Annotated in this window: 14 protein-coding genes and 1 pseudogene; 7 read left to right on the forward strand and 8 right to left on the reverse strand. The window is 70.2% G+C overall.

The window, feature by feature from the left end; translation table 11 throughout:
- Positions 1-40: 40 nt before the first annotated feature.
- Positions 41-388 (forward strand): annotated as a pseudogene (locus AWC18_RS21960) (bleomycin resistance protein); the annotation flags it as partial.
- Positions 389-832 carry an SRPBCC family protein gene (locus tag AWC18_RS05985; protein WP_234806439.1) on the forward strand — a complete coding sequence of 148 codons (444 nt, stop codon included), beginning with the start codon at positions 389-391 and terminating at the stop codon, positions 830-832.
- A 2-nt stretch (positions 833-834) separates the two neighbouring features.
- Here the strand turns inward: AWC18_RS05985 and AWC18_RS05990 are convergent, their stop codons facing one another.
- Positions 835-3,027, reverse strand: a complete 2,193-nt coding sequence (locus AWC18_RS05990) for an AAA family ATPase (RefSeq protein ID WP_085138079.1) — start codon at positions 3,025-3,027, stop codon at positions 835-837.
- A gap of 75 nt (positions 3,028-3,102) precedes the next feature.
- Here AWC18_RS05990 and AWC18_RS05995 point away from each other — a divergent pair, with 75 nt between their 5' ends.
- A complete protein-coding gene (locus AWC18_RS05995; protein WP_085138080.1) occupies positions 3,103-3,666 on the forward strand; it encodes a chorismate mutase in 564 nt (187 codons plus the stop codon).
- A 9-nt stretch (positions 3,667-3,675) separates the two neighbouring features.
- Here the strand turns inward: AWC18_RS05995 and pssA are convergent, their stop codons facing one another.
- Genes pssA through AWC18_RS06015 form a run of 4 tightly spaced genes read right to left on the reverse strand, consistent with a single transcriptional unit; the run spans position 3,676 to position 7,452 of the window.
- On the reverse strand, positions 3,676-4,572 hold the full coding sequence (gene pssA / locus AWC18_RS06000) for a CDP-diacylglycerol--serine O-phosphatidyltransferase (RefSeq protein WP_064999545.1): 897 nt from the start codon (positions 4,570-4,572) through the stop codon (positions 3,676-3,678).
- Positions 4,569-5,276: a phosphatidylserine decarboxylase gene (locus AWC18_RS06005; protein ID WP_085138081.1), complete on the reverse strand. Its 708-nt coding sequence runs from the start codon at positions 5,274-5,276 to the stop codon at positions 4,569-4,571. Before AWC18_RS06005 ends, pssA begins: the two co-directional genes overlap by 4 nt.
- Before the next feature lie 20 nt (positions 5,277-5,296).
- Positions 5,297-6,514, reverse strand: a complete 1,218-nt coding sequence (gene moeA, locus AWC18_RS06010) for a molybdopterin molybdotransferase MoeA (protein ID WP_085138082.1) — start codon at positions 6,512-6,514, stop codon at positions 5,297-5,299.
- 14 nt (positions 6,515-6,528) lie between these two features.
- Positions 6,529-7,452, reverse strand: coding sequence for an SDR family NAD(P)-dependent oxidoreductase (locus AWC18_RS06015; protein WP_076049720.1), 924 nt, complete (start codon positions 7,450-7,452; stop codon positions 6,529-6,531).
- A 99-nt stretch (positions 7,453-7,551) separates the two neighbouring features.
- Here AWC18_RS06015 and AWC18_RS06020 point away from each other — a divergent pair, with 99 nt between their 5' ends.
- Positions 7,552-8,088: a PH domain-containing protein gene (locus AWC18_RS06020; RefSeq protein WP_109551961.1), complete on the forward strand. Its 537-nt coding sequence runs from the start codon at positions 7,552-7,554 to the stop codon at positions 8,086-8,088.
- A gap of 44 nt (positions 8,089-8,132) precedes the next feature.
- Positions 8,133-9,587, forward strand: a complete 1,455-nt coding sequence (locus AWC18_RS06025) for a PH domain-containing protein (RefSeq protein ID WP_085138123.1) — start codon at positions 8,133-8,135, stop codon at positions 9,585-9,587.
- Between the two features lie 34 nt (positions 9,588-9,621).
- Here AWC18_RS06025 and AWC18_RS21620 read toward each other — a convergent pair whose 3' ends face one another.
- The 3 genes from AWC18_RS21620 to AWC18_RS06045 form a co-directional block, all read right to left on the reverse strand.
- Complete coding sequence (locus AWC18_RS21620; RefSeq protein WP_208858323.1) at positions 9,622-12,528, reverse strand: PE family protein; 2,907 nt, start codon at positions 12,526-12,528, stop codon at positions 9,622-9,624.
- Between the two features lie 377 nt (positions 12,529-12,905).
- Positions 12,906-15,419 (reverse strand): PE-PGRS family protein, encoded by a 2,514-nt coding sequence (locus AWC18_RS21420; protein WP_165757977.1) that lies wholly within the window; start codon positions 15,417-15,419, stop codon positions 12,906-12,908.
- A 294-nt stretch (positions 15,420-15,713) separates the two neighbouring features.
- Positions 15,714-17,414 (reverse strand): DEAD/DEAH box helicase, encoded by a 1,701-nt coding sequence (locus AWC18_RS06045; RefSeq protein WP_085138083.1) that lies wholly within the window; start codon positions 17,412-17,414, stop codon positions 15,714-15,716.
- A 55-nt stretch (positions 17,415-17,469) separates the two neighbouring features.
- Between AWC18_RS06045 and AWC18_RS06050 the strand changes: the two genes are divergently transcribed.
- A complete protein-coding gene (locus tag AWC18_RS06050; protein WP_085138084.1) occupies positions 17,470-18,171 on the forward strand; it encodes a M24 family metallopeptidase in 702 nt (233 codons plus the stop codon).
- Between the two features lie 339 nt (positions 18,172-18,510).
- On the forward strand, positions 18,511-20,136 hold the full coding sequence (gene groL, locus AWC18_RS06055) for a chaperonin GroEL (RefSeq protein WP_064996454.1): 1,626 nt from the start codon (positions 18,511-18,513) through the stop codon (positions 20,134-20,136).
- The last annotated feature ends 32 nt before the right edge of the window (positions 20,137-20,168 follow it).

The raw sequence follows: 20,168 nt of genomic DNA on the forward strand, positions 1-20,168 counted from the left end.
GGCCGTCGTCGTCTCGACGTACGCTGACGCCATGGCCGACATTGAGTTCACCGCGGTCGCACCGATCATCTCCGTGCGAGACCTCGACGCTGCGCTGGACCGGTATCGCAGGCTCGGGTTCACCGTCAACCACTACGGCGGGCCGGCCCGATACGGATTCGCCGACCAAGGATCGGTTTCCCTGCACCTCACCGAGTGGGCTGACCACGATCCGCGGCGTACCGCCGCCAGCATGTATTTCTATGTCGACGACGCCGACGCCCTCTACGCGCAATGGTCGGCGGCGGGTGTGCCGGGACGCTTCGTCGAACCGGCCGACACCGACTACCAGCTCAGGGAATTCGCCTATGTCGATCCCGAAGGGACCCTGCACCGTGCCGGCTCGCCACTGCCGGCGAAGATCGTCAGTGCCAGCAGGGTGATTGCGGCGCCGGCGACGCGGATCTTTGAGTTGATCGCCGATCCGGCGCTACAACCGCGCTGGGACGGCAACGAAAACCTGGCCGAAGCCGCACCCGGCCAGCGGGTTCAGGCCGTTGGAGACGTCTTCACCATGCGACTGAGCATGGGCGGGGTGCGCGACAACCATGTCGTGGAGTTCGAGGAGGATCGGCGTATCGCCTGGCGCCCAGCCGATCCCGGCCAGCCACCCGCAGGGCACCTGTGGCGATGGGAACTCGAACCGCTGGACTCGGCACGTACTCGGGTCACACACACCTACGACTGGTCGGCACTGTCTGATCCGAATCGTCTGGCACGGGCCCGGTCCACCACCGCCGATTCGCTGGCAGCGTCGCTGTCCCGGTTGGCCACCCTGGCCGAGGACTCCTGACGTCAGCGGTTGTCGGCGAAGGATCGCAGCGCGTCGATCTGCACAGGATCCAGTGAGGGGCGAACGTTTTCGCGTGCTGCGGCGATGTCGGAAACGGTGACATCAGCGGCGTCGATACTGCGGCGCATCGCCGTCAGGGCAGCCTCACGCAGCAGCGCCACGCAGTCCGCGGCGCTGTAGCCCTCCAGATCCGCGGCCAGCGCGTCGAGGTCGACGTCGTCATGCAGCGGGACGGATTTCCCGGACACCCGCAGGATCTGTCGACGGGCATCGGCGTCCGGCGGCTCGACGAACACCAGCTTCTCCAGCCTGCCCGGGCGGGTCAGCGCCGGGTCGATCAGATCGGGCCGGTTGGTGGCGCCGACCACCACCACGTCGCGCAGCGGGTTGACGCCGTCGAGTTCGGTGAGCAGCGCGGCCACCACTCGGTCGGTCACCCCGGAATCGAAGCTCTGGCCACGTCGCGGTGCCAGGGCGTCGATTTCGTCGAGGAACACCAGCGACGGCGCCGAATCGCGGGCGCGCTGGAACAGATCTCGCACCGCCCGCTCGCTGCTGCCCACCCACTTGTCCATCAGTTCTGCGCCCTTGACGGAATGCACGCTGACTCGCCCGGACCCCGCCAGGGCGCGCACCACAAAGGTCTTGCCGCAGCCGGGCGGGCCGTAGAGCAGCACGCCGCGCGGCGGATCAACGCCCAGGCGGGTGAACGTGTCCGGGTGCTGCAGTGGCCACAGGACCGCTTCGGTCAGTGCTTGCTTGGTGGCGGCCATGTCGCCGACGTCGTCGAGGGAGACCGAACCGACGGTCACCTCCGCGGCCGCCGAGCGGGACAGCGGCCGGATCACGCTGAGCGCCCCGAGCAGGTCCTCCTGGGTGAGTCGGGGTTCCTCAGAGGTGTCGCTGGCCCGCGACGCCGCCCGCAGGGCCGCCTCCCGAACCAGCGCAGCAAGGTCGGCAGCTACGAAACCCGGTGTACGTTCTGCGATCTCACTCAGTGTCAGGTCTGCGGTGGGAACCGAGACGAGCAGGGTGGCCAGCAGTGCCGAGCGGGTGGCGCCGTCGGGCAGGCTCAGCCGGATCTCGCGGTCGCACAGTTCCGGAGCCCGCAACCGGGCATCGACATGGTCGGGAAGCGCCGATGTCGCAATGAACGCCACACCTTCGGTGGCCACGAGGCTGCGCAGTTCGGCGAGGATCAGCGTTGCCACCGGCTCCGGCGGTTCGGGCAACAGCCGGTCGACATCGGCGATCAACAGCACTCCGCCGCCGTCGCAGACCTGGGTGGCCGCGGAACGTACCGCGGCCAGCCGTTCGTCGGCGGCCAGCGCACCGATCTCCGGCCCGTCCAGTTCGATGAGCCGCCGGCCCTCACACACCGCCCGGACCAGCGTCGTTTTACCCACCCCGGCGGGGCCGGAGACCAGTACACCGAGATTGGTTCCCGCACGCAGGGTTTTCAGCAGCTGTGGTTCGTCGAGTGCGAGCTTGAGCCATTCGGCGAGCTTGGCGGCCTGCGCCTCGCAGCCCTTGAGTTCGTCGATGGCGATGCGGGCCGGCGCGGGCGGCTTGGCGACGGTCGCCGCCGGCGCGGTGACGGCGCTGCCGAAGGTGACCAGCGAGTTGGGCTGCACGCTGACCGGCCCGGCCGGATCCACGCCGGTGACCGTCAACAACTCCGAGGTCCAGCGGATACCGACGGCCGATGCCAACGCGGTGGTGGCCGCCGACGTCGACGTGCCGGGCCCGAGATCGCGCGGCAGCAGGGAGACGGCGTCGCCGACCGTCATCACCTTGCCCAGCAGCGCCTGGCGCAACGTGGTGGGCGACAGCGTCTGGGAGGCCAGGGCGGAGCCGCTCAGCGTCACCGACCGGGCGCCATAGACCGTGACCGCGGCCACGACGACCTGCGTGCCGTCGCGCAGGCCCGCGTTGGACAGCGTCACGTCGTCGAGTAGCGCCACACCGGTCGGGGCATCCGGCCGCGTCAGTGCGGCTACCGCCGCCGTCGTGCGCGAACCGGTGAGCGAAACCGCATCCCACTCCCGAATGCCCAGCGCGGCAACGACTTCGGGGTGCAACCTCACCACTCCCCGGCGGGCGTCGACGGCGGAGGTGTTGAGCCGGGCGATCAGGGTCAGGTGCCGGGAGGTGTCGACCCGGCGTTCTTCTTCGCGCTCTTCGGTGGAACCCACCCGGCCATTATCGGCATAGCGGCCAACGACCTCCCCGGCAACAGGCGGATCGCCCACGAACGCTTGAATAGAGCCATGCGGTCCGGCGTGCCGATTTCGGCTATCTGTGCAGTGGCCACCGTGCTGGCCGTCTCGGCCCCCGCCCGGGCCTACGACGCATCCCCGTTATCCGACCTGGTGGACGCCGCGGCCCAGCGGCTGCAGGTGGCCGACGATGTGGCGGCGATCAAGTGGCGGACCGGCGGCGCCATCGAGGACCCCGCCCGGGTCGGCCAGCAACTGGAGCAGCTGGCCGCCGCCGCTGCCGGCAACGGCCTCGATCCCGACTATGTGCGGCGGATCTTCGCCGACCAGATCGCGGCCACCGAAGCCGCCGAGCACTACCGATTCGCCCAGTGGAAGCTGGACCCGGCGGCCGCCCCGTCCACCGCTCCCGAACTGGCGGCCTCGCGGGCCCGCATCGACGGCTTCAACCAGACCATGCTCGCCCAGATCGGTCAGCGATGGGAGCTGCTGCACGCAGCGGACTGCGCCGGACAACTCGGCGAGGCAACCCGGGCCGTCGCCGACGCACGCCGGCTCGACGAGTTCTACCGGCGTGCGCTGTCGACTGCGACGGCCGATTACTGCACCCGCTGAATCGCGCCGCTACCGACTCGGCTTACGCAGTCGCAGCCGGGCCATCGACTTCCCGCTGGGCCGACGGATGCGTCGCACGCCAGGGCGGCGGCCCGGCTGTGCGCGGCGGATGGCCCGCCGCGCGGCCCGGCGCTCCTTGGGGGCGTCTTCCCAGGCCTCCGGGTGTGCGGCAACCCAACGCTGGCTGCGCACCGAGAACGGAATGGTGCACAGATACGCCCCGATCAGCACCAGCACCAGCACGTAGGGGAACAGGAACGCCGCCGCGGCGACCAGCGCCAACACCGCCAGCAGCACGGCGGCCAGATGCGGCGGTACCGACACGGCGTGCATCTTGCGCATCGGGATGCGGCTGACCAACAGCATCGACGTGCCCACCACCCAGGCGCAGGTGAACCACTGCGACGTCCACCATCCGTCGCCGAACTGGAGCTTGGCGGCCAGCAGGCCCATCAGGGCGATCGCACCGGCCGGGGCGGGCATCCCGACGAAGAACTCCCGGGTGTAGGCCGGCAGGGTGGCGTCGTCGAGCAGGGTGTTGAACCGGGCCAGTCGCAGCACCACGCACACCGCGTACAGCAGCACCACGATCCAGCCCGCCGGCTGGGTGGACAGCAGCGACACGTAGATCACCACCGCCGGCGCCACCCCGAAATCGACCGCGTCGGCCAGTGAATCGATCTCGGCGCCCATCCGCGATTCCGCGTCCAGGATGCGTGCCACCCGGCCGTCCAGTCCGTCGAGGATGGCGGCGGCGGCGATCAGCGCCATCGCCACGTGCGGCTGACCGTCCAGCGCATATTTGATCGACGTCAGACCGGCGCAGATCGCCAGCACCGTCATCGAGCTGGGCAGGATGTGCAGGCCGACCGGACCCCGGCCGCGTTCCTGCTGGGCGGTGCTCATGACAGGACGGCCAGGACGGTCTCGCCGGCCACCATGCGCTGGCCGACGCTGACCAGCGGCTGCGTCCCGACCGGCAGGTAGACGTCGAGGCGCGACCCGAAGCGGATCAAGCCGTAGGTGTCGCCGATCGCGACATGATCACCGGGCCGGATTTCGCAGAGGATGCGTCGCGCAACCAGGCCGGCGACCTGCACGGCGATCACCTCGGCGCCGTCGACGGTGCGGATCCGCACGCTGTTGCGCTCGTTGTCCTCGCTGGCCTCGGTGCGGTCGGCGGACCCGAACCGGCCGGCGCGGTGCAGCACCTCGATCACCTCACCGCCGACCGGAGCTCGTTGCACGTGGGCGTCGAAGACCGACATGAAGATGCTGACCCGCGGCAGCGGGGTGTCGGGCAGATCCAGTTCCGGCGGCGGGGGAGCCGAGTCGACCAGGCAGACCTGGCCGTCGGCGGGGGCCACCACCACGCCGGAGCGCGTCGGCGGCACCCGGGGCGGATGCCGGAAGAACCCGGCGCAGGCGCCCGCAGCCACCAGCCCCGCCCCGCGCAGCCACGGCTGCCTGCGGCCCAGCAGCGCCACGCCCAGCGCGCTGCCGACGAACGGCAGCCCGGCGCTGTGCATCGGCGGCACTGTCGAGCGCGCCAGCTCGATCAGGTGGCGAAGACCGCCGGGATCATCTGCTGCACGGGGGCGTCTGGCCATTGGGCCATCTTAGAAGGGGTTTATCCGGTCAGGTCCCAGACTTCCACCTGGGTGCCCACCGGCAACTCCGTCACCTCGTCGGCGATGTCCAGCAGGCAGTTGGCCGACGCCAGGTAGCGCAGATGGTGTGATGCCGGCGGCCCGTAGTTGGTGACGGTCCCGGTCTCGTGGTCGAGCAGGCCGCGCCGGAACTGCCGCTTGCCGGCCGGTGAGACGAGTTTCTCGCTCAGAACAGCGGTGCGGCGCGGGCGATCCTGCGCAGGCAGGTCCATCGCCCGGCGCAGCGCGGGCCGGACGAAGACCTCGAAGGACACCTGGGCGCTGACCGGGTTGCCCGGCAGCGTGATGATGGCCGCGTCGCCGACCCGGCCGACGCCCTGCGGCATCCCGGGCTGCATCGCCACCTTGACGAAGTGCACTCCCTGGTCGCCGTCGCGGCCGAAGACATCCTTGACCACCTCGTAGGCGCCCGCGCTGACCCCGCCGCTGGTGATCACCAGATCCACCGCCCCGTCATGCACGCCGTAGCGGTCGAGGACTTCGGTGAACGCAGCGGTGTCGTCGGCGACCGTCACGGCGGCCACCACCGCGGCGCCGGCCTCACGGACCGCGGCGGCCAGCATCACCCCGTTGGATTCATAGATCTGGCCGGGCGCCAGCGGCGTGCCGGGCTTGATCAGTTCGGATCCGGTGGAGATCACCAGCACTCGCTGCCGGGGACGCACCGTCAGCTCGGCCAGACCGAGCGCCGCGGCCAGACCGGCCACGGGGGCGCTGACGATTTGTCCCGCCCAGAGCACGGTGGCGCCTTCGGCGACGTCGCCGCCGGCCCGGCGGATATGACGGCCCCGGGCGATCGGGGAGCTGATCGCCACCACGTCGACGCCTCCGTCGGTGGCCTCGACGGGAACCACCGCGTCGGCGCCGTACGGGATCGGTGCCCCGGTCATGATGCGGTGCGCGGTCCCTGCTGTCAGCGTGGGGATATCGGTGCGTCCGGCCGGAATATCCTCGGTGACAGGCAAACTCACCGGATGGTCTGAACTCGCACCGGCCACGTCGTCGGCGAGCACGGCATAGCCGTCCATCCCGGAGTTGTCGAAGACCGGCAGCGTGATCGGCGCGATCACGTCCGCGGCCAAGACCAGTCCCTCGGCATCGGCCAGAGCGACAGTGACCGGCAGCCGGGCCTGGACCAGATCGGAGACGGCCCGCTGGTGCTCTTCGACGGATCGCATTCCGACAGTGTGACTCAGACCGGGAAGGTGATCCCGGTCAGCTCCTCCGAAACAGCCCACAACCGCTGCTGCAACTCGACGTCGTGCGCCTGCTTGCTGGCGTCCACCAGCTTCGGATATCCGCGCTGCTCACCGATACCGCTCGGACCGTAGTACTGCCCACCGGTCACCTCGGGATCGGTGGCGGCCCGAACCGTGGGCAACGCGCCCATCGCGGCGCTCTGCACCACCAGGGGCGTCAGCAGGCGGTCCGCGGGACGCAGGAACGGCGGGAGATGGCGGGCCAGTTCGGTATGGGCGGTGCCGGGGTGGGCTGCGACGGCGATGGTCGAGCGGCGCTTGGCGGCCAGTCGGCGCTGCAGTTCGTAGGTGAACATCAGGTTGGCCAGTTTGGACTGTCCGTAGGCCGCGATCCGGTTGTAACCGTGCTCCCACTGCAGGTCGTCGAAGTGAATCGCGGCCATGATCCGGTGCGCCATGCTGCTGACGGTCACCACCCGGGAGCGCTTCACCCGCAGCATCCGAGGCAGTAGCAGACCGGTTAAGGCGAAGTGCCCCAGATGATTGACACCGAACTGCATCTCGAAGCCGTCGACGGTGCGTTGTTTGGGCGTATACATGACGCCGGCGTTGTTGATCAACAGATCAATCCGGGGATGGGCGGCGCCCAGAGCTTCGGCGGCTTGGCGAACCGACGCCAGCGAACTGAGATCGAGTTCCTGCACCTCAACGCGTGCCTGCGGACTGGCGCGGTAGATCCGTTGCGCGGCGGCGTTGCCCTTCTCGAGGTCGCGCACCGCCAGCACCACCAGCGCGCCGTGCCCGGCAAGTATCTCCGCGGTGTGATACCCGATGCCCGTGTTGGATCCGGTGATCACCGCGACGCGGCCGGTTTGATCCGGAACGTCTTCCGCAGCCCACTTATCCCGGCTACTCATGTGACAAACGATACTGTGGTGACGCATTTTGCGCCGGACGAGATTTCGTCCGTGCGGTCGACGATGCGGCGGGGTCCGCGTCCTGACATTCTCTCCTACATGGCGCAGCACGAAAACCAGTCCGACGAGATCATGTTGCTCGATCCCGTCACTCCGCCCAGCTCCCGCGCACCCCTGGTGTGGGCCATGGTCGGTGCGGTGCCGTGGCTGATACTTGCCCTGCTGCAGTTGGGCTGGGCGCTCGCCGACGAACAGGTGGCCGAAGCGACCGTGCGCTACCCCCATTGGCTGCACACCGTCGCCCTCGTCGTCACAGCGCTGGGCCTGCTGGTGTCGGTGCTGATCGCGCCGTTGTGGCGCTACCGCGTGCACCGGTGGGACATCAGCGACCGTGCGGTGTACACCCGCACCGGTTGGTTGGTGCAGGAACGCCGGATCGCGCCGCTCTCGCGGGTGCAGACCGTCGACACCTACCGAGGCCCGTTGGATCGCCTGCTGGGGTTGGCCAATGTGCGGGTGACGACGGCCTCCTCCGCTGGTGCGGTGCACATTGTCGCGCTGGACGCCTCGGTCGCCGACTGGGTTGTCGAGCAGTTGACCGACATCGCGTCGCTGGGTGCAGGAGATGCCACGTGAGCGCCGCCGCCGAGGAGCCGGCCTGGCAGCGGCTGAGCCCGCGGATGTTGTTGGTGCATCCGCTGCACGAAGTTCTGCGTGAACTGCCCCTGCTGATCGCCGTGGTGGTGTTCGGCTCGGCGACCGACAACCGGCCTTGGGTGCTGGCGGTGATCGTGGTGATCGCCGTTGTGGGTGTCACCCGCTGGTTCACCACCAGCTATCGCATTGAACCCGACCCCGAAGCCGGCCGGGTGCAGCTGCGCTCGGGTCTGTTGCGCCGCAAGGTACTTTCGTTGCCGCGCAACCGGATTCGTTCTGTGGAGACCGATGCGCGGCTGTTGCACCGCCTGCTGGGTCTGGCCGTGTTGCGGGTCAGCACCGGCCAGCGCGCCGCCACCGCCGACACCGTCTTCGAACTGAATGCGGTCAAGAGCAGTGAGGTCCCCCAACTTCGGGCGATGCTGCTGTCCCACACCGGGCAGGCCGCCGCGACTGCGACCGAATCGGCGGCGGTCCCGGCTCCGGTGACGGTGCTGGCGCGGTGGCGGCCGTCGTGGTTGGGCTACAGCCCGCTGAGTCTGTCGGGGCTGGTGATGGTCGGGGCCGCCGTGGGTGCGCTGTACCAGAGCGGACTCTGGGCGGCCCTGGAGGAGTCGCCGGTGAGCCGGTCCTGGCTCGAGGCCGCCGAACAGTACGGCGTCAAGCAGAGCCTGACGCTGACCGCCGCAGTGCTGGTGCTGGTGTCCATGCTGTTGGCGGTGCTGCGCTCTCTGGTGACGTACGGAAACCTGGTGCTGTCGCGCAGTACGGGAGCCGACGGAGACGTCCTGGCGTTGAGCTACGGCCTGCTGCGGGTGCGCGAGCACACCTACGACATGCGCCGGTTGCGCGGCGGGACGCTGCGCCGGCCGCTGCTGGTGCGGTTGTTCGGCGGGGCGCGCCTGGACGCGGCCATGACCGGTGTCAACGGGGAAGGCGAGTCGTCGATCCTGCTGCCGCCCTGCCCGCGGGCCACCGCCGAAGACGTCTTGACCGGGTTGGTCGCCGACCCGGATGCGGTCACCGGCCCGCTGCGCAGGCACGGCCCGGCGGCGACTCGTCGGCGCTGGACTCGGGGGCTGTTGCTGCCGGTGGCCGTCGCGGCCGGGCTGGCGATCGCGACAAGGTTTGTCGAAGTGCCGCAGTGGTGTTGGCCGGTCTGGGCGGTGATGACCCTGGGCGCCGCGCTGATGGCCGTCGATCGAGCGCGTTCCCTGGGCCACCGCGTCGACGCGCACTGGCTGTCGGCCCGCACCGGCAGTTGGGAGCAGCGCCGCTACTGCATCGCCACCGCCGGCATCGTCGGTTGGACGGTGCGCCAGAGCTGGTTTCAGCGCCGCGCGGGGGTGGCCACCCTGATCGCGGCCACCGCCGCGGGCGTCAAGGCCTACCGGGTGATCGACGTGCCGCAGGAGTGGGCGTGGTCGGTGGCCGCGCAGGCATCGCCGTGGGTGGCGGACAGTAAGTGGGCCGGCTGAGGGATCGGTACTTCGAGCTGGCCGTGTCTTACGTCTAGGGCGCCCCGTCGGGCCCCGGACTGCCGGGAATGGCGTTCCCCGTCCCGATGGTGACCGCGTCGCCGCCGTTGCCGCCTTTGCCACCGCCGGCGGCTCCGCTGCCGCCACCCCCGCCGTCGCCGCCGATGGCGTCGTGGGTCGAGGAGAGGTTGAAGATGATCGCGTTGCCGCCGTCACCGCCGGTGCCGCCGGTTCCGGTACTGCTGTCGGCGCCGTTGCCGCCGTCGCCGCCGGTGGCTGCGCCCGTGCCGTAGTTGATTGCGGCGCCTCCGTTGCCGCCGTCGCCGCCGCTTCCGGTACTGCTGCCGCCGCCGTTGCCGCCAACGGCGCCGATGGCTGCGCCCGTGCCGTCGTTGATTGCGGCGCCGCCGTTGCCGCCGTTGCCACCGCTGGTGGCTCCGCTGCCGCCGGCCCCGCCGTCGCCGCCGACGGCGTCGTGTGCAGAGTCGCTGCGAAGGATGGCCGCTTCGCCGCCGTTGCCACCGTTGCCGCCGGGCCCGATGCCACCGTTACCGCCGTCGGCACCGTTGGCGGCGATTGCCCGGCCAGTGCCCCAGGTGGCCGCATTGCCGCCGTTGCCGCCGTTGCCGCCGCCGGTGGCTCCGTTGCCGGCGTTTCCAGCCTGGCCGCCGATGGCGTCGTGCGCCGAGGAGTGGTTACTGATGGTGGCGTTGCCTCCGTTGCCGCCGTCGCCGCCGGTTCCGCCGTCGGCGCCGTCAGCGCCGTTGGCGGCGATGGCTTGGCCGGCGCCCCGGTTGCTGGCGTTGCCGCCGTTGCCGCCGTTTCCGCCGCCGGTGGCGCCGCTGCCTGCCTTTCCGGCCTGGCCGCCGATGACGTCGTGCGCCGAGAACTCGTTGTCGATCTCCGCGTTGCCGCCGTGGCCGCCGTTGCCGCCGGTTCCGGTGCCACCGTTTCCGCCGTCGGCACCGTTGGCGGCGATCGCCTGGCCGGTGCCCCAATTAATCGCGTTGCCGCCGTTGCCGCCGTTTCCGCCGCCGGTGGCGCCGCTGCCGGCGTTACCGGCTTGACCACCGATGGCGTCGTGCGCCGAGAATTCGTTGTAGATGATGGCGTTGCCGCCGTGCCCGCCGTTGCCGCCCGTTCCGTTGCCGCCGTCGGCGCCGTGGGCACCATTGGCGGCGTTCGCCTTGCCGGTGCCCCAATTGGTCGCGTTGCCGCCGTTGCCGCCGTTGCCGCCGCGGGTGGCGCCGCTGCCGGCGTTGCCGGCTTGGCCGCCGATGGCGTCATGTGCCGAGTCTTCGTTGAAGATGGCCGCGTTGCCGCCGTGGCCGCCGCTGCCACCGGTTCCACTACCGCCGTTGCCGCCGTCGGCGCCGTTGGCGGCGATGGCGTGTCCGGTGCCCCAGGTGGATGCGTTGCCGCCGTTGCCGCCGTTGCCACCACCGGTGGCTCCACTGCCGGCTTTCCCGGCTTGGCCGCCTATGACGTCGTGTTCGGAGAAGTCGTTGTTGATGGTGGCGTTGCCGCCGTGGCCGCCGTTGCCTCCGGTTCCGGTACCACCGTTGCCGCCGTCGGCGCCGTTACCGGCGATGGCGTGGCCGGTTCCGAAGGTGGTCGCACTGCCCCCGTTGCCGCCGTTTCCGCCGCTGGCGCCGCTGCCGCCGTGGCCGCCCTGGCCGCCGATGGCATCGTGCGCCAAGGAGTCGTCGTTGATGTACGCGTCGCCGCCGTTGCCGCCGTTGCCTCCGGTTCCAATACCACCGGAACCACCGTGCCCGCCGTTACCGGCCTGAGGGTGTGCATTGTTGCCGGCAGCGCCGTTGCCACCATTGCCACCGCGGACTCCACTGGTGATGCTGGATGCGCCACCGGCTCCGACCGCGCCGCCCGTGCTCCCAGAGCCGCCGGAACCACCCGCGCCCGGTGTGCCGGCGCTGCCTGCATTGCCCCCGTCGCCGCCTGCTCCCTCGGCTCCGCCGGAACCGGTGTCGCCCCACTTCCCGGCGGCGCCGTTGCCGCCGCTGCCGGGTGTGCCCGCATCACCGCCGTTGCCGCCGTTGCCGCCTACGCCCTCGGCGCCGGTAGCCCCGAACAGGCCGCGGCCACCACCGCTACCACCGCTACCGCCATTGCCGCCAGCGCCGCCGTTGCCGCCGTCACCGCCGTCTTGACCGGCACCGTCGAAGGCGGCAAGCGAACCTATTGCGCCGTCGAGGCCCGCACCGCCGTTGCTGCCGTTGCCCCCGGTCCCACCGGCGCCACCGTTGCCGCCAAGGCCGTACCACCAGCCGCCATGACCACCTGCGCCGCCATTGCCCCCGCCAGCGCCATCCAGTCCGGCGCCACCCGAATCACCGGCAAACGCCCCATCAGCGCCGTCGGCACCAAACGCGCCCGTGCCACCGTCACCGCCGTCACCGCCGTTGCCGAACAACCAGCCGCCGGCCCCACCCGCCCCGCCGTCACCGGCGACGCCGTTGTTGTCCCAGGCGTCGAGGCCGGCGCCGCCGTCGCCGCCGTTGCCGAACATGCCGGCCATTCCTCCAGCGCCTCCGCTGATGCCGAGGCCGCCGTCGCCGGCGAGGAATCCGCCGTCGCCGAAGTCGCCGAACCATCCGGTCCACCCCAACAGGGACGTGTTGGCCCCGTCGAACTCGTCAATGCCGTCACCGATCAGATCGCGGCCGAACAGCACCGCGTACGGCAGGTTGACCAGGTCCAGCCACCAGGAGTTGGCGGGATCGGCGAGCAATGCGTCTACCTGGCCATGCACGTTCAGATAGAAGTCGCCCAGCCAGTTCGTCCCGTCCGCGGGCAGGGCATCGACGGGCTGAGTCTCAGCGGAAGGCCCCCAGGTGGCGGGATCGAGCCAGGTGGACCACACGGTCGGATCGAACAGGTCGTCCAGAAAATCTGCCTGTGCAGCGGGACTAGTGGTCAAGGGTGTTACGGCGAATGCCAGGAGCGGCGCCACTGCCGCACCGGCACCGACCCGCGCCTTACGCCGTCCCGCACGCTTTATGGCCATGGTCGCTGAACCCTTCCTATATGAGTCCTCTATATCTCCTGAGCAGAGACTAGGAAGGCTAGGGGTCGGCGATACAGGGTATTACCGCATTTCCTGACACAACCGGATGAGATCACACCACGCGACTGTGCGGTTTGGCCGGAAGAATCAGCGAAAGCGGCGACGAAACCGCACACTCGGCGGCCGGGGCCGGACAGGGGCGACCGCTCGGCACCTACGACTCGCGCTTGAGCCGCCGGATGGCCGCGATCCGCCCGCGCAGCTGGTCCGAAGCCAGAGCTGGCCTACGGTCAGGGTGTGCCGTCGGGTCCCGGGCTGCCGGGAATGGCGTTCCCCGTCCCCTCGGTGTAGGCGTCGCCGCCCGCCCCGCCGGTGCCACCGCCGGCGGCTCCGCTGCCGCCGGCCCCGCCGTCGCCGCCGATGGCGTCGTGGGTCGAGGAGTCGTTGTTGATGGTCGCCCAGCCGCCGCGGCCGCCGTTGCCGCCGGTTCCGGTCCCGCCGTCACCGCCATCACCGCCGTCGGCGGCAGTGACTTGGCCCGTCCCGGAGGTGTATGCATCACCGCCGTCGCCGCCATGGCCGCCGCCGGTGGCTCCGCTGCCGCCGGCCCCGCCGGCGCCGCTTATGGCCTCGCTTGCCGAGGAGCTGTTGTAGATGTCCGCACTGCCGCCGTGGCCGCCGTTGCCGCCGGTTCCGGTCCCGCCGTCGGCTCCGTCGGCGCCGTCGGCGGCGATGGCCTGGCCGGTGCCGGTGGTGCGTGCGTTGCCTCCGTTGCCTCCGTTGCCACCGTCGGTGGCGCCGGTGCCGGCTTTGCCGGCTTGGCCGCCGACGGCGTCGTGCGCCGAGGAGCTGTTATGGATGTATGCGCTGCCGCCGTGGCCGCCGTTGCCGCCGGTTCCGGTCCCGCCGTCGGCTCCGTCGGCGCCGTCGGCGGCGATGGCCTGGCCGGTGCCCCAGGTGATCGCGTTGCCTCCGTTGCCCCCGTTGCCACCTCCGTTGGCGCCGGTGCCGGCTTTGCCGGCCTGGCCGCCGATGGCATCGTGCGCCGAGGAGCTGTTGTCGATGGTCGCCGTACCGCCGTTGCCGCCGTTGCCGCCGGTTCCGGTCCCGCCGTCCGCGCCGTCGGTGCCGTTGGCGGCGATGGCCTGGCCGGTGCCGGTGGTGTATGCGTTGCCGCCGTTGCCTCCGTTGCCGCCTCCGTTGGCGCCGGTGCCGGCTTTGCCGGCTTGGCCGCCGATGGCGTCGTGTGTCGAGAAGTCGTTGTAGATGGTCGCCGTACCGCCGTTGCCGCCGCTGCCGCCGGAACCGGCTCCACCGTCGGCGCCGTCGGCGCCGTTGGCGGCGATGGCCTGGCCGCTGCCGTGGGCGGTCGCGTCACCGCCGTTGCCTCCGTTGCCGCCGCCGTTGGCGCCGGTGCCGGCTTTGCCGGCTTGGCCGCCGATGGCATCGTGGGCTGAGAGGAAGTTGCCGATGGTCGCGTTGCCGCCGTGGCCACCGTTGCCGCCGGTTCCGGTTCCGCCGTCGGCTCCGTCGGCGCCGTCGGCGGCGATGGCCTGGCCGGTGCCGTAGGTGGCGGCGTCACCGCCGTTGCCTCCGTTGCCGCCGCCGCTGGCTCCGGTGCCGGCCCTTCCGCCCTGGCCGCCGGTGGCGTCGTGCGCCGAGGAACTGCTGTAGATGTATGCGTGGCCGCCGTTGCCGCCGCTACCGCCGGTTCCAATCCCTCCGTCGGCACCGTCGGCTCCGTTGGCCGCGATGGCCTGGCCACTGCCGAAGGTGGCGGCGTCACCGCCGTTGCCGCCGTTGCCGCCGCCCGTGGCTCCCCGGCCGGCGCTACCGCCCTGGCCACCGACGGCATCGTCCGCAGAGGAGCTGTTGACGATGATGGCCCAGCCGCCGTCACCGCCGTTGCCGCCGGTTCCGATACCGCCGTGGCCCCCGTGGCCCCCGTTGCCGGCGATGGCCTGACCGGTGCCGTAGGAGTAGGCGCTGCCGCCGATGCCACCGTTGCCGCCCCCGCTGGCCCCGCTGCCGGCGTTACCGCCCTGGCCGCCGATGACATCGTGCGTCGAGGAGCTGTTGTAGTTGTATGCGTCGCCGCCGGCGCCGCCGTTGCCGCCGAACCCGTACCACCAGCCGCCGTGACCGCCGGCACCGCCGTTGCCCCCGACAGAGTCGGCCAGTACGTCGCCCCCAGAGTCGCCCGCAAGGACCCCGTCAGCGCCGTCGATGCCGGCGGCCCCGGTCCCGCCCGTTCCGCCGTCACCGCCGTTGCCGAACAACCAGCCGCCGGCCCCACCGGCCCCGCCGTCGCCGGCGATGCCGTCGTTGTCCCAGGAGTCGAGGCCGTTGCCGCCGTCGCCGCCGTTGCCGAACATGCCGGCGAATCCGCCGGCGCCTCCGCTGACGCCCAGGCCGCCGTCACCGGCGAGGAATCCGCCGTCGCCGAAGTCGCCGAACCATCCGGTCCAGCCCAACAGCGAGGTGTTGGCGCCGTCGAACTCGTCGAGACCGTCACCGATGAGGTCGCGGCCGAACAGCACCGCGTAGGGCAGGTTGACCAAGTCCAGCCACCAGGAGTTGGCGGGGTCGTCCAGCACGGCATCGAGGTGGTCGTGCAGGTGCAGGTAGAACTCGCCCAGCCAGTCGCTGCCGAACGCCGGCAGGGGCTCGACCGGCAGGGTCTGCGCGGCAGGCGCCCAGGAGTCGGGATCCAACCAGGTGGACCACACGGTCGGATCGAAGAGATCATCGATGAAATCTGCCTGCGCTGCGGGAACGCCGGTGCTCAGCGGAGTGATGGCCAAGGCCAGCAACGGTGCTACTGCTGCACCGGCCACCCGCGTCGTACGCCGTCCCGCACCCCTAGTGGCCATATTCGCTGAACCCTTCCTGGGAGGAATCCTCAATACATCCTAAGTGAATGCAAATAACACGGGAAGGATCACTGAGGCAGGGGATTTCAATGGAAGTACCCAGAATTCGGCCCGGGAACTGGCGTGGGCACACCTCGACTGTGCGGATTGATCGCCACAATTCAGCGCATCGGCGGCCAAACCGCACACTCGGCGCCAGGGACGGCCAGGGCAGCCGCTCGGGAACTACGACTCGCGATTGAGCTGCCGGATGGCCGCGATCCGTGCGCGCAGCTGGTCCGATGTCGCCGCCGCCACCGGGGGCCCACCGCAACGCCGGCGCAGCTCGTTGTGAATCCAGCCGTGCGGCTTGCCAAGCCGATGATGCGCCGCCGACACCAGCGCGTTGAGTTCGTGCCGCAGCTCGCGCAGCTGCCCGTGCGTGGTGGCCGGTACCGGAACCGCGCCGGCGTTGACCGCTTTGGAACGCCGGTCCAACTGCTCTTCCTGTCGGCGACGCAGCAGGTCCCGCATCTGGTCGGCGTCGAGCAGCCCGGGGATACCCAGGTAGTCGGCCTCTTCTTCGCTGCCGGCGGGTGTGGCGGTGCCGAAGGAGGCGCCGTCGAAGATCACCTGGTCCAGTTCGGCGTCGGCCCCCAGCGACTCGAACTTGTTCTCCAATTCCGAGGGCTCGGTGCGCCGCCGCTCGGCCAGCTCGTCGTCGCCGAACGACTCGCGGTGCGGCTTGCCCAGCACATGGTTGCGCTGCTGCTCCATCTCGCTGGCCAGGGCAAGCAGCGACGGCACCGACGGCAAGAAGATGCTGGCCGTCTCACCCGGCCGCCGCGACCGCACGAACCGGCCGATCGCCTGGGCGAAGAACAGCGGGGTAGACGCGCTGGTGGCGTAGACGCCCACCGCCAGCCGGGGCACGTCGACGCCCTCGGAGACCATCCGCACCGCCACCAGCCAACTGGTGGTGGCCGCGGAGAACTGCGCGATCTTGTCTGAGGCGGTGGGGTCATCGGAGAGCACCACGGTGGGTTCTTCGCCGGTGTGGCGCTTCAGCAGCACCGCATAGGCGCGGGCCGCCTTCTGGTCGGTGGCGATGATCATGCCGCCGGCATCGGCCATGCCACCCTCGCGCAGCTGGCACAGCCGCTTGTGCGCGGCGGTGATCACCGCGGGCATCCATTCCCCGGTGGGGTCCAGCGCCGTGCGCCACGCCCGCGCGGTGTGCTCGGCGGTCAGCGGTTCGCCGAGTCGCGCCGCGTGCTCCTCGCCGGCACTGTCCCGCCAGCGTGCCTCGCCCGAGTAGGCCATGAACACCACCGGGCGCACCACGCCGTCGGCCAGCGCGTCGGTGTAGCCGTAGGTGTCGTCGGCGACCGAGCGCAGCCTGCCGGTGCCGTCGGGCTCGTAGGTGACGAAGGGGATGGGGCTGTCGTCGCTGCGGAACGGGGTTCCGGTCAGCGCCAGCCGGCGGGTGGCGTCGTCGAACGCCTCGCGGATGCCGTCGCCCCAGCTTTTGGCGTCGCCGCCGTGGTGGATCTCGTCGAAGATCACCAAGGTCCTCGCGGCCTCGGTGCGCACCCGGTGCCGGCTGGGGTGGCTGGCGACCTGGGCGTAGGTCACGACCACGCCGTGGTACTCCGAGCTGGTCTGCGAATCGGAATTGGAAAACCGTGGGTCCAGTGCGATGCCGTGCGAGGCCGCGGCTGCGGCCCACTGCACTTTGAGGTGTTCGGTGGGCACCACGATGGTGATCCGCTCGACGGTGCGGTCGGCGAGCAGTTCGGCGACGATCCGCAGCGCGAACGTGGTCTTACCGGCACCGGGGGTGGCCACCATCAGAAAATCACGTGGCTTGGCGGTCAGATAGCGCACCAGAGCCCGGCGTTGCCAGCCCCGCAAAGCCCGGGTGCTGGGCGCTGCTTCAGCCCGCACCCGGTCTCCTATCTGATCGAGATGCAGTCTAGGGCAAGCCGATAGGATCGCTGGTGTGTCCACCCCGCGTGAGCCGGAATCCATCCGTGTCGAGCGGCTCCGCGATGCGCAGGCCCAGGCCATCGCTTTGTTCGACGAAATCGAGCGCCGCGGAATGGTTCGTCCCGGAGTCGGTGAGCGCCAGCTCTCCGATGAGATCCGGGATCTGGCGGCCGACCTGTTCGGGGTGACGCGGCACTGGCATCGCCGGGTGGTGCGGGCGGGGGAGAACAGCCTGCTGCCGTTTCACGCCGACCCACCCGACCGCGTCATGGCCGACGACGACATCGCCTACCTCGACCTGGGGCCGATCTTCGAAGAATGGGAGGCCGACTTCGGTCGCACCTTCGTGCTCGGCGACGACCCGGACAAGCTGGCACTGCGCGACGCGTTGCCCGGGGTGTGGAGTGCGGGGCGCGCCTTCTTCGAGAGCCACGCCGATATCACCGGCGCTCAGCTGTTCGAACACGTCGTCGGCCTGGCCCAGGACGCGGGATTCGAGTTCGGCGCTCCCATCGCCGGGCACCTACTGGGGGAGTTTCCGCACAAGAAGATCTCCGGTGACGACGCCAGGTTCTACGTCGCGCCGGGATCCGATGAGCCGATGCGCCGCACCGACCCCACCGGCCGGGTCTGTCACTGGATCCTGGAGGTGCACTTGGTGAACCGCGCCCGCGGGTTCGGCGGTTTCTACGAGCAGCTGCTCGACGTGGCGTGAGGTTGGGTCGGCTGATCAGGCAGACCACCTGGTAGGTCGCGGCCCTGTGCCTGATGGTCCGGCTCCTCAGCGCGTCGCTTCGCTCCGCGCATCGTCACCGGACGAAGCTGATGGTCCGGCTCCTCAGCGCTTCGCTTCGCTCCGCGCATCGTCACCGGACGACCTTGCACTCTCCATGGGCGAGTGCTAAAAATGACGTTGGCACTCGCGACCGGTGAGTGCTAGGTCGGGACGGTGAGGTACGGGGCCGCACCTGCGGAGCACACCCACAGCCGTCCGTCGCGGGCACTGACCCGACCGACAAGACGTGCACCCCCTAACCGGAGGAATCACTTCGCAATGGCTAAGCAAATTGCGTATGACGAAGAGGCCCGTCGCGGCCTCGAGCGGGGTCTGAACGCCCTCGCCGACGCGGTCAAGGTGACGCTGGGCCCCAAGGGCCGCAACGTTGTCCTGGAGAAGAAGTGGGGCGCCCCCACGATCACCAACGATGGTGTGTCCATCGCCAAGGAGATCGAGCTGGAGGATCCCTACGAGAAGATCGGCGCTGAGCTGGTCAAAGAGGTCGCCAAGAAGACTGACGACGTCGCGGGTGACGGCACCACCACCGCCACCGTGCTCGCCCAGGCCCTGGTCAAGGAAGGCCTGCGCAACGTGGCCGCCGGCGCCAACCCGCTGGGTCTGAAGCGCGGCATCGAGAAGGCCGTTGAGAAGGTCACCTCGACCCTGCTGGCTTCGGCCAAGGAGGTCGAGACCAAGGAGCAGATCGCGGCCACCGCCGGTATCTCCGCGGGTGACCAGAGCATCGGTGACCTGATCGCCGAGGCCATGGACAAGGTCGGCAACGAAGGTGTCATCACCGTCGAGGAGTCCAACACCTTCGGCCTGCAGCTGGAGCTCACCGAGGGCATGCGCTTCGACAAGGGCTACATCTCGGGTTACTTCGTGACCGACGCCGAGCGTCAGGAAGCCGTCCTGGAGGACCCCTACATCCTGCTGGTCAGCTCGAAGATCTCGACCGTCAAGGACCTGCTGCCCTTGCTGGAGAAGGTCATCCAGTCCGGCAAGCCGTTGCTGATCATCGCCGAGGACGTCGAGGGCGAGGCCCTGTCGACCCTGGTCGTGAACAAGATCCGCGGCACCTTCAAGTCGGTGGCCGTCAAGGCTCCGGGCTTCGGTGACCGTCGCAAGGCGATGCTGCAGGACATGGCGATCCTCACCGGTGGCCAGGTCATCAGCGAAGAGGTCGGCCTGTCGTTGGAGAGCGCCGACATCTCCCTGCTGGGCACCGCCCGCAAGGTCGTCATCACCAAGGACGAGACCACCATCGTCGAGGGCTCGGGTGACTCCGACGCCATCGCCGGTCGGGTGGCCCAGATCCGGTCCGAGATCGAGAACAGCGACTCCGACTACGACCGCGAGAAGCTGCAGGAGCGCCTGGCCAAGCTGGCCGGCGGCGTTGCGGTGATCAAGGCCGGGGCTGCCACCGAGGTGGAGCTCAAGGAGCGCAAGCACCGCATCGAGGACGCCGTGCGTAACGCCAAGGCCGCCGTGGAGGAGGGCATCGTCGCCGGTGGTGGCGTGGCCCTGCTGCAGGCCGCTCCGTCGCTCGACGAGCTCAAGCTCGAAGGTGACGAGGCCACCGGTGCCAACATCGTGCGTGTCGCGCTGTCGGCTCCGCTGAAGCAGATCGCCTTCAACGCGGGCCTGGAGCCCGGCGTTGTCGCCGAGAAGGTCACCAACTCCCCCTCGGGCACCGGCCTCAACGCCGCCTCTGGCGAGTACGAGGACCTGCTCAAGGCCGGCGTTGCCGACCCGGTGAAGGTGACCCGCTCGGCGCTGCAGAACGCGGCGTCCATCGCGGCACTGTTCCTGACCACCGAGGCCGTTGTCGCCGACAAGCCGGAGAAGGCGGCCGCACCCGCGGGCGACCCGACCGGTGGCATGGGCGGCATGGACTTCTAAGTCTGAGCGCAACGACGAGGCCCGGCCCCTCA

The organism is Mycolicibacter nonchromogenicus, from assembly GCF_002101775.1.
GTDB lineage: Bacteria > Actinomycetota > Actinomycetes > Mycobacteriales > Mycobacteriaceae > Mycobacterium > Mycobacterium nonchromogenicum.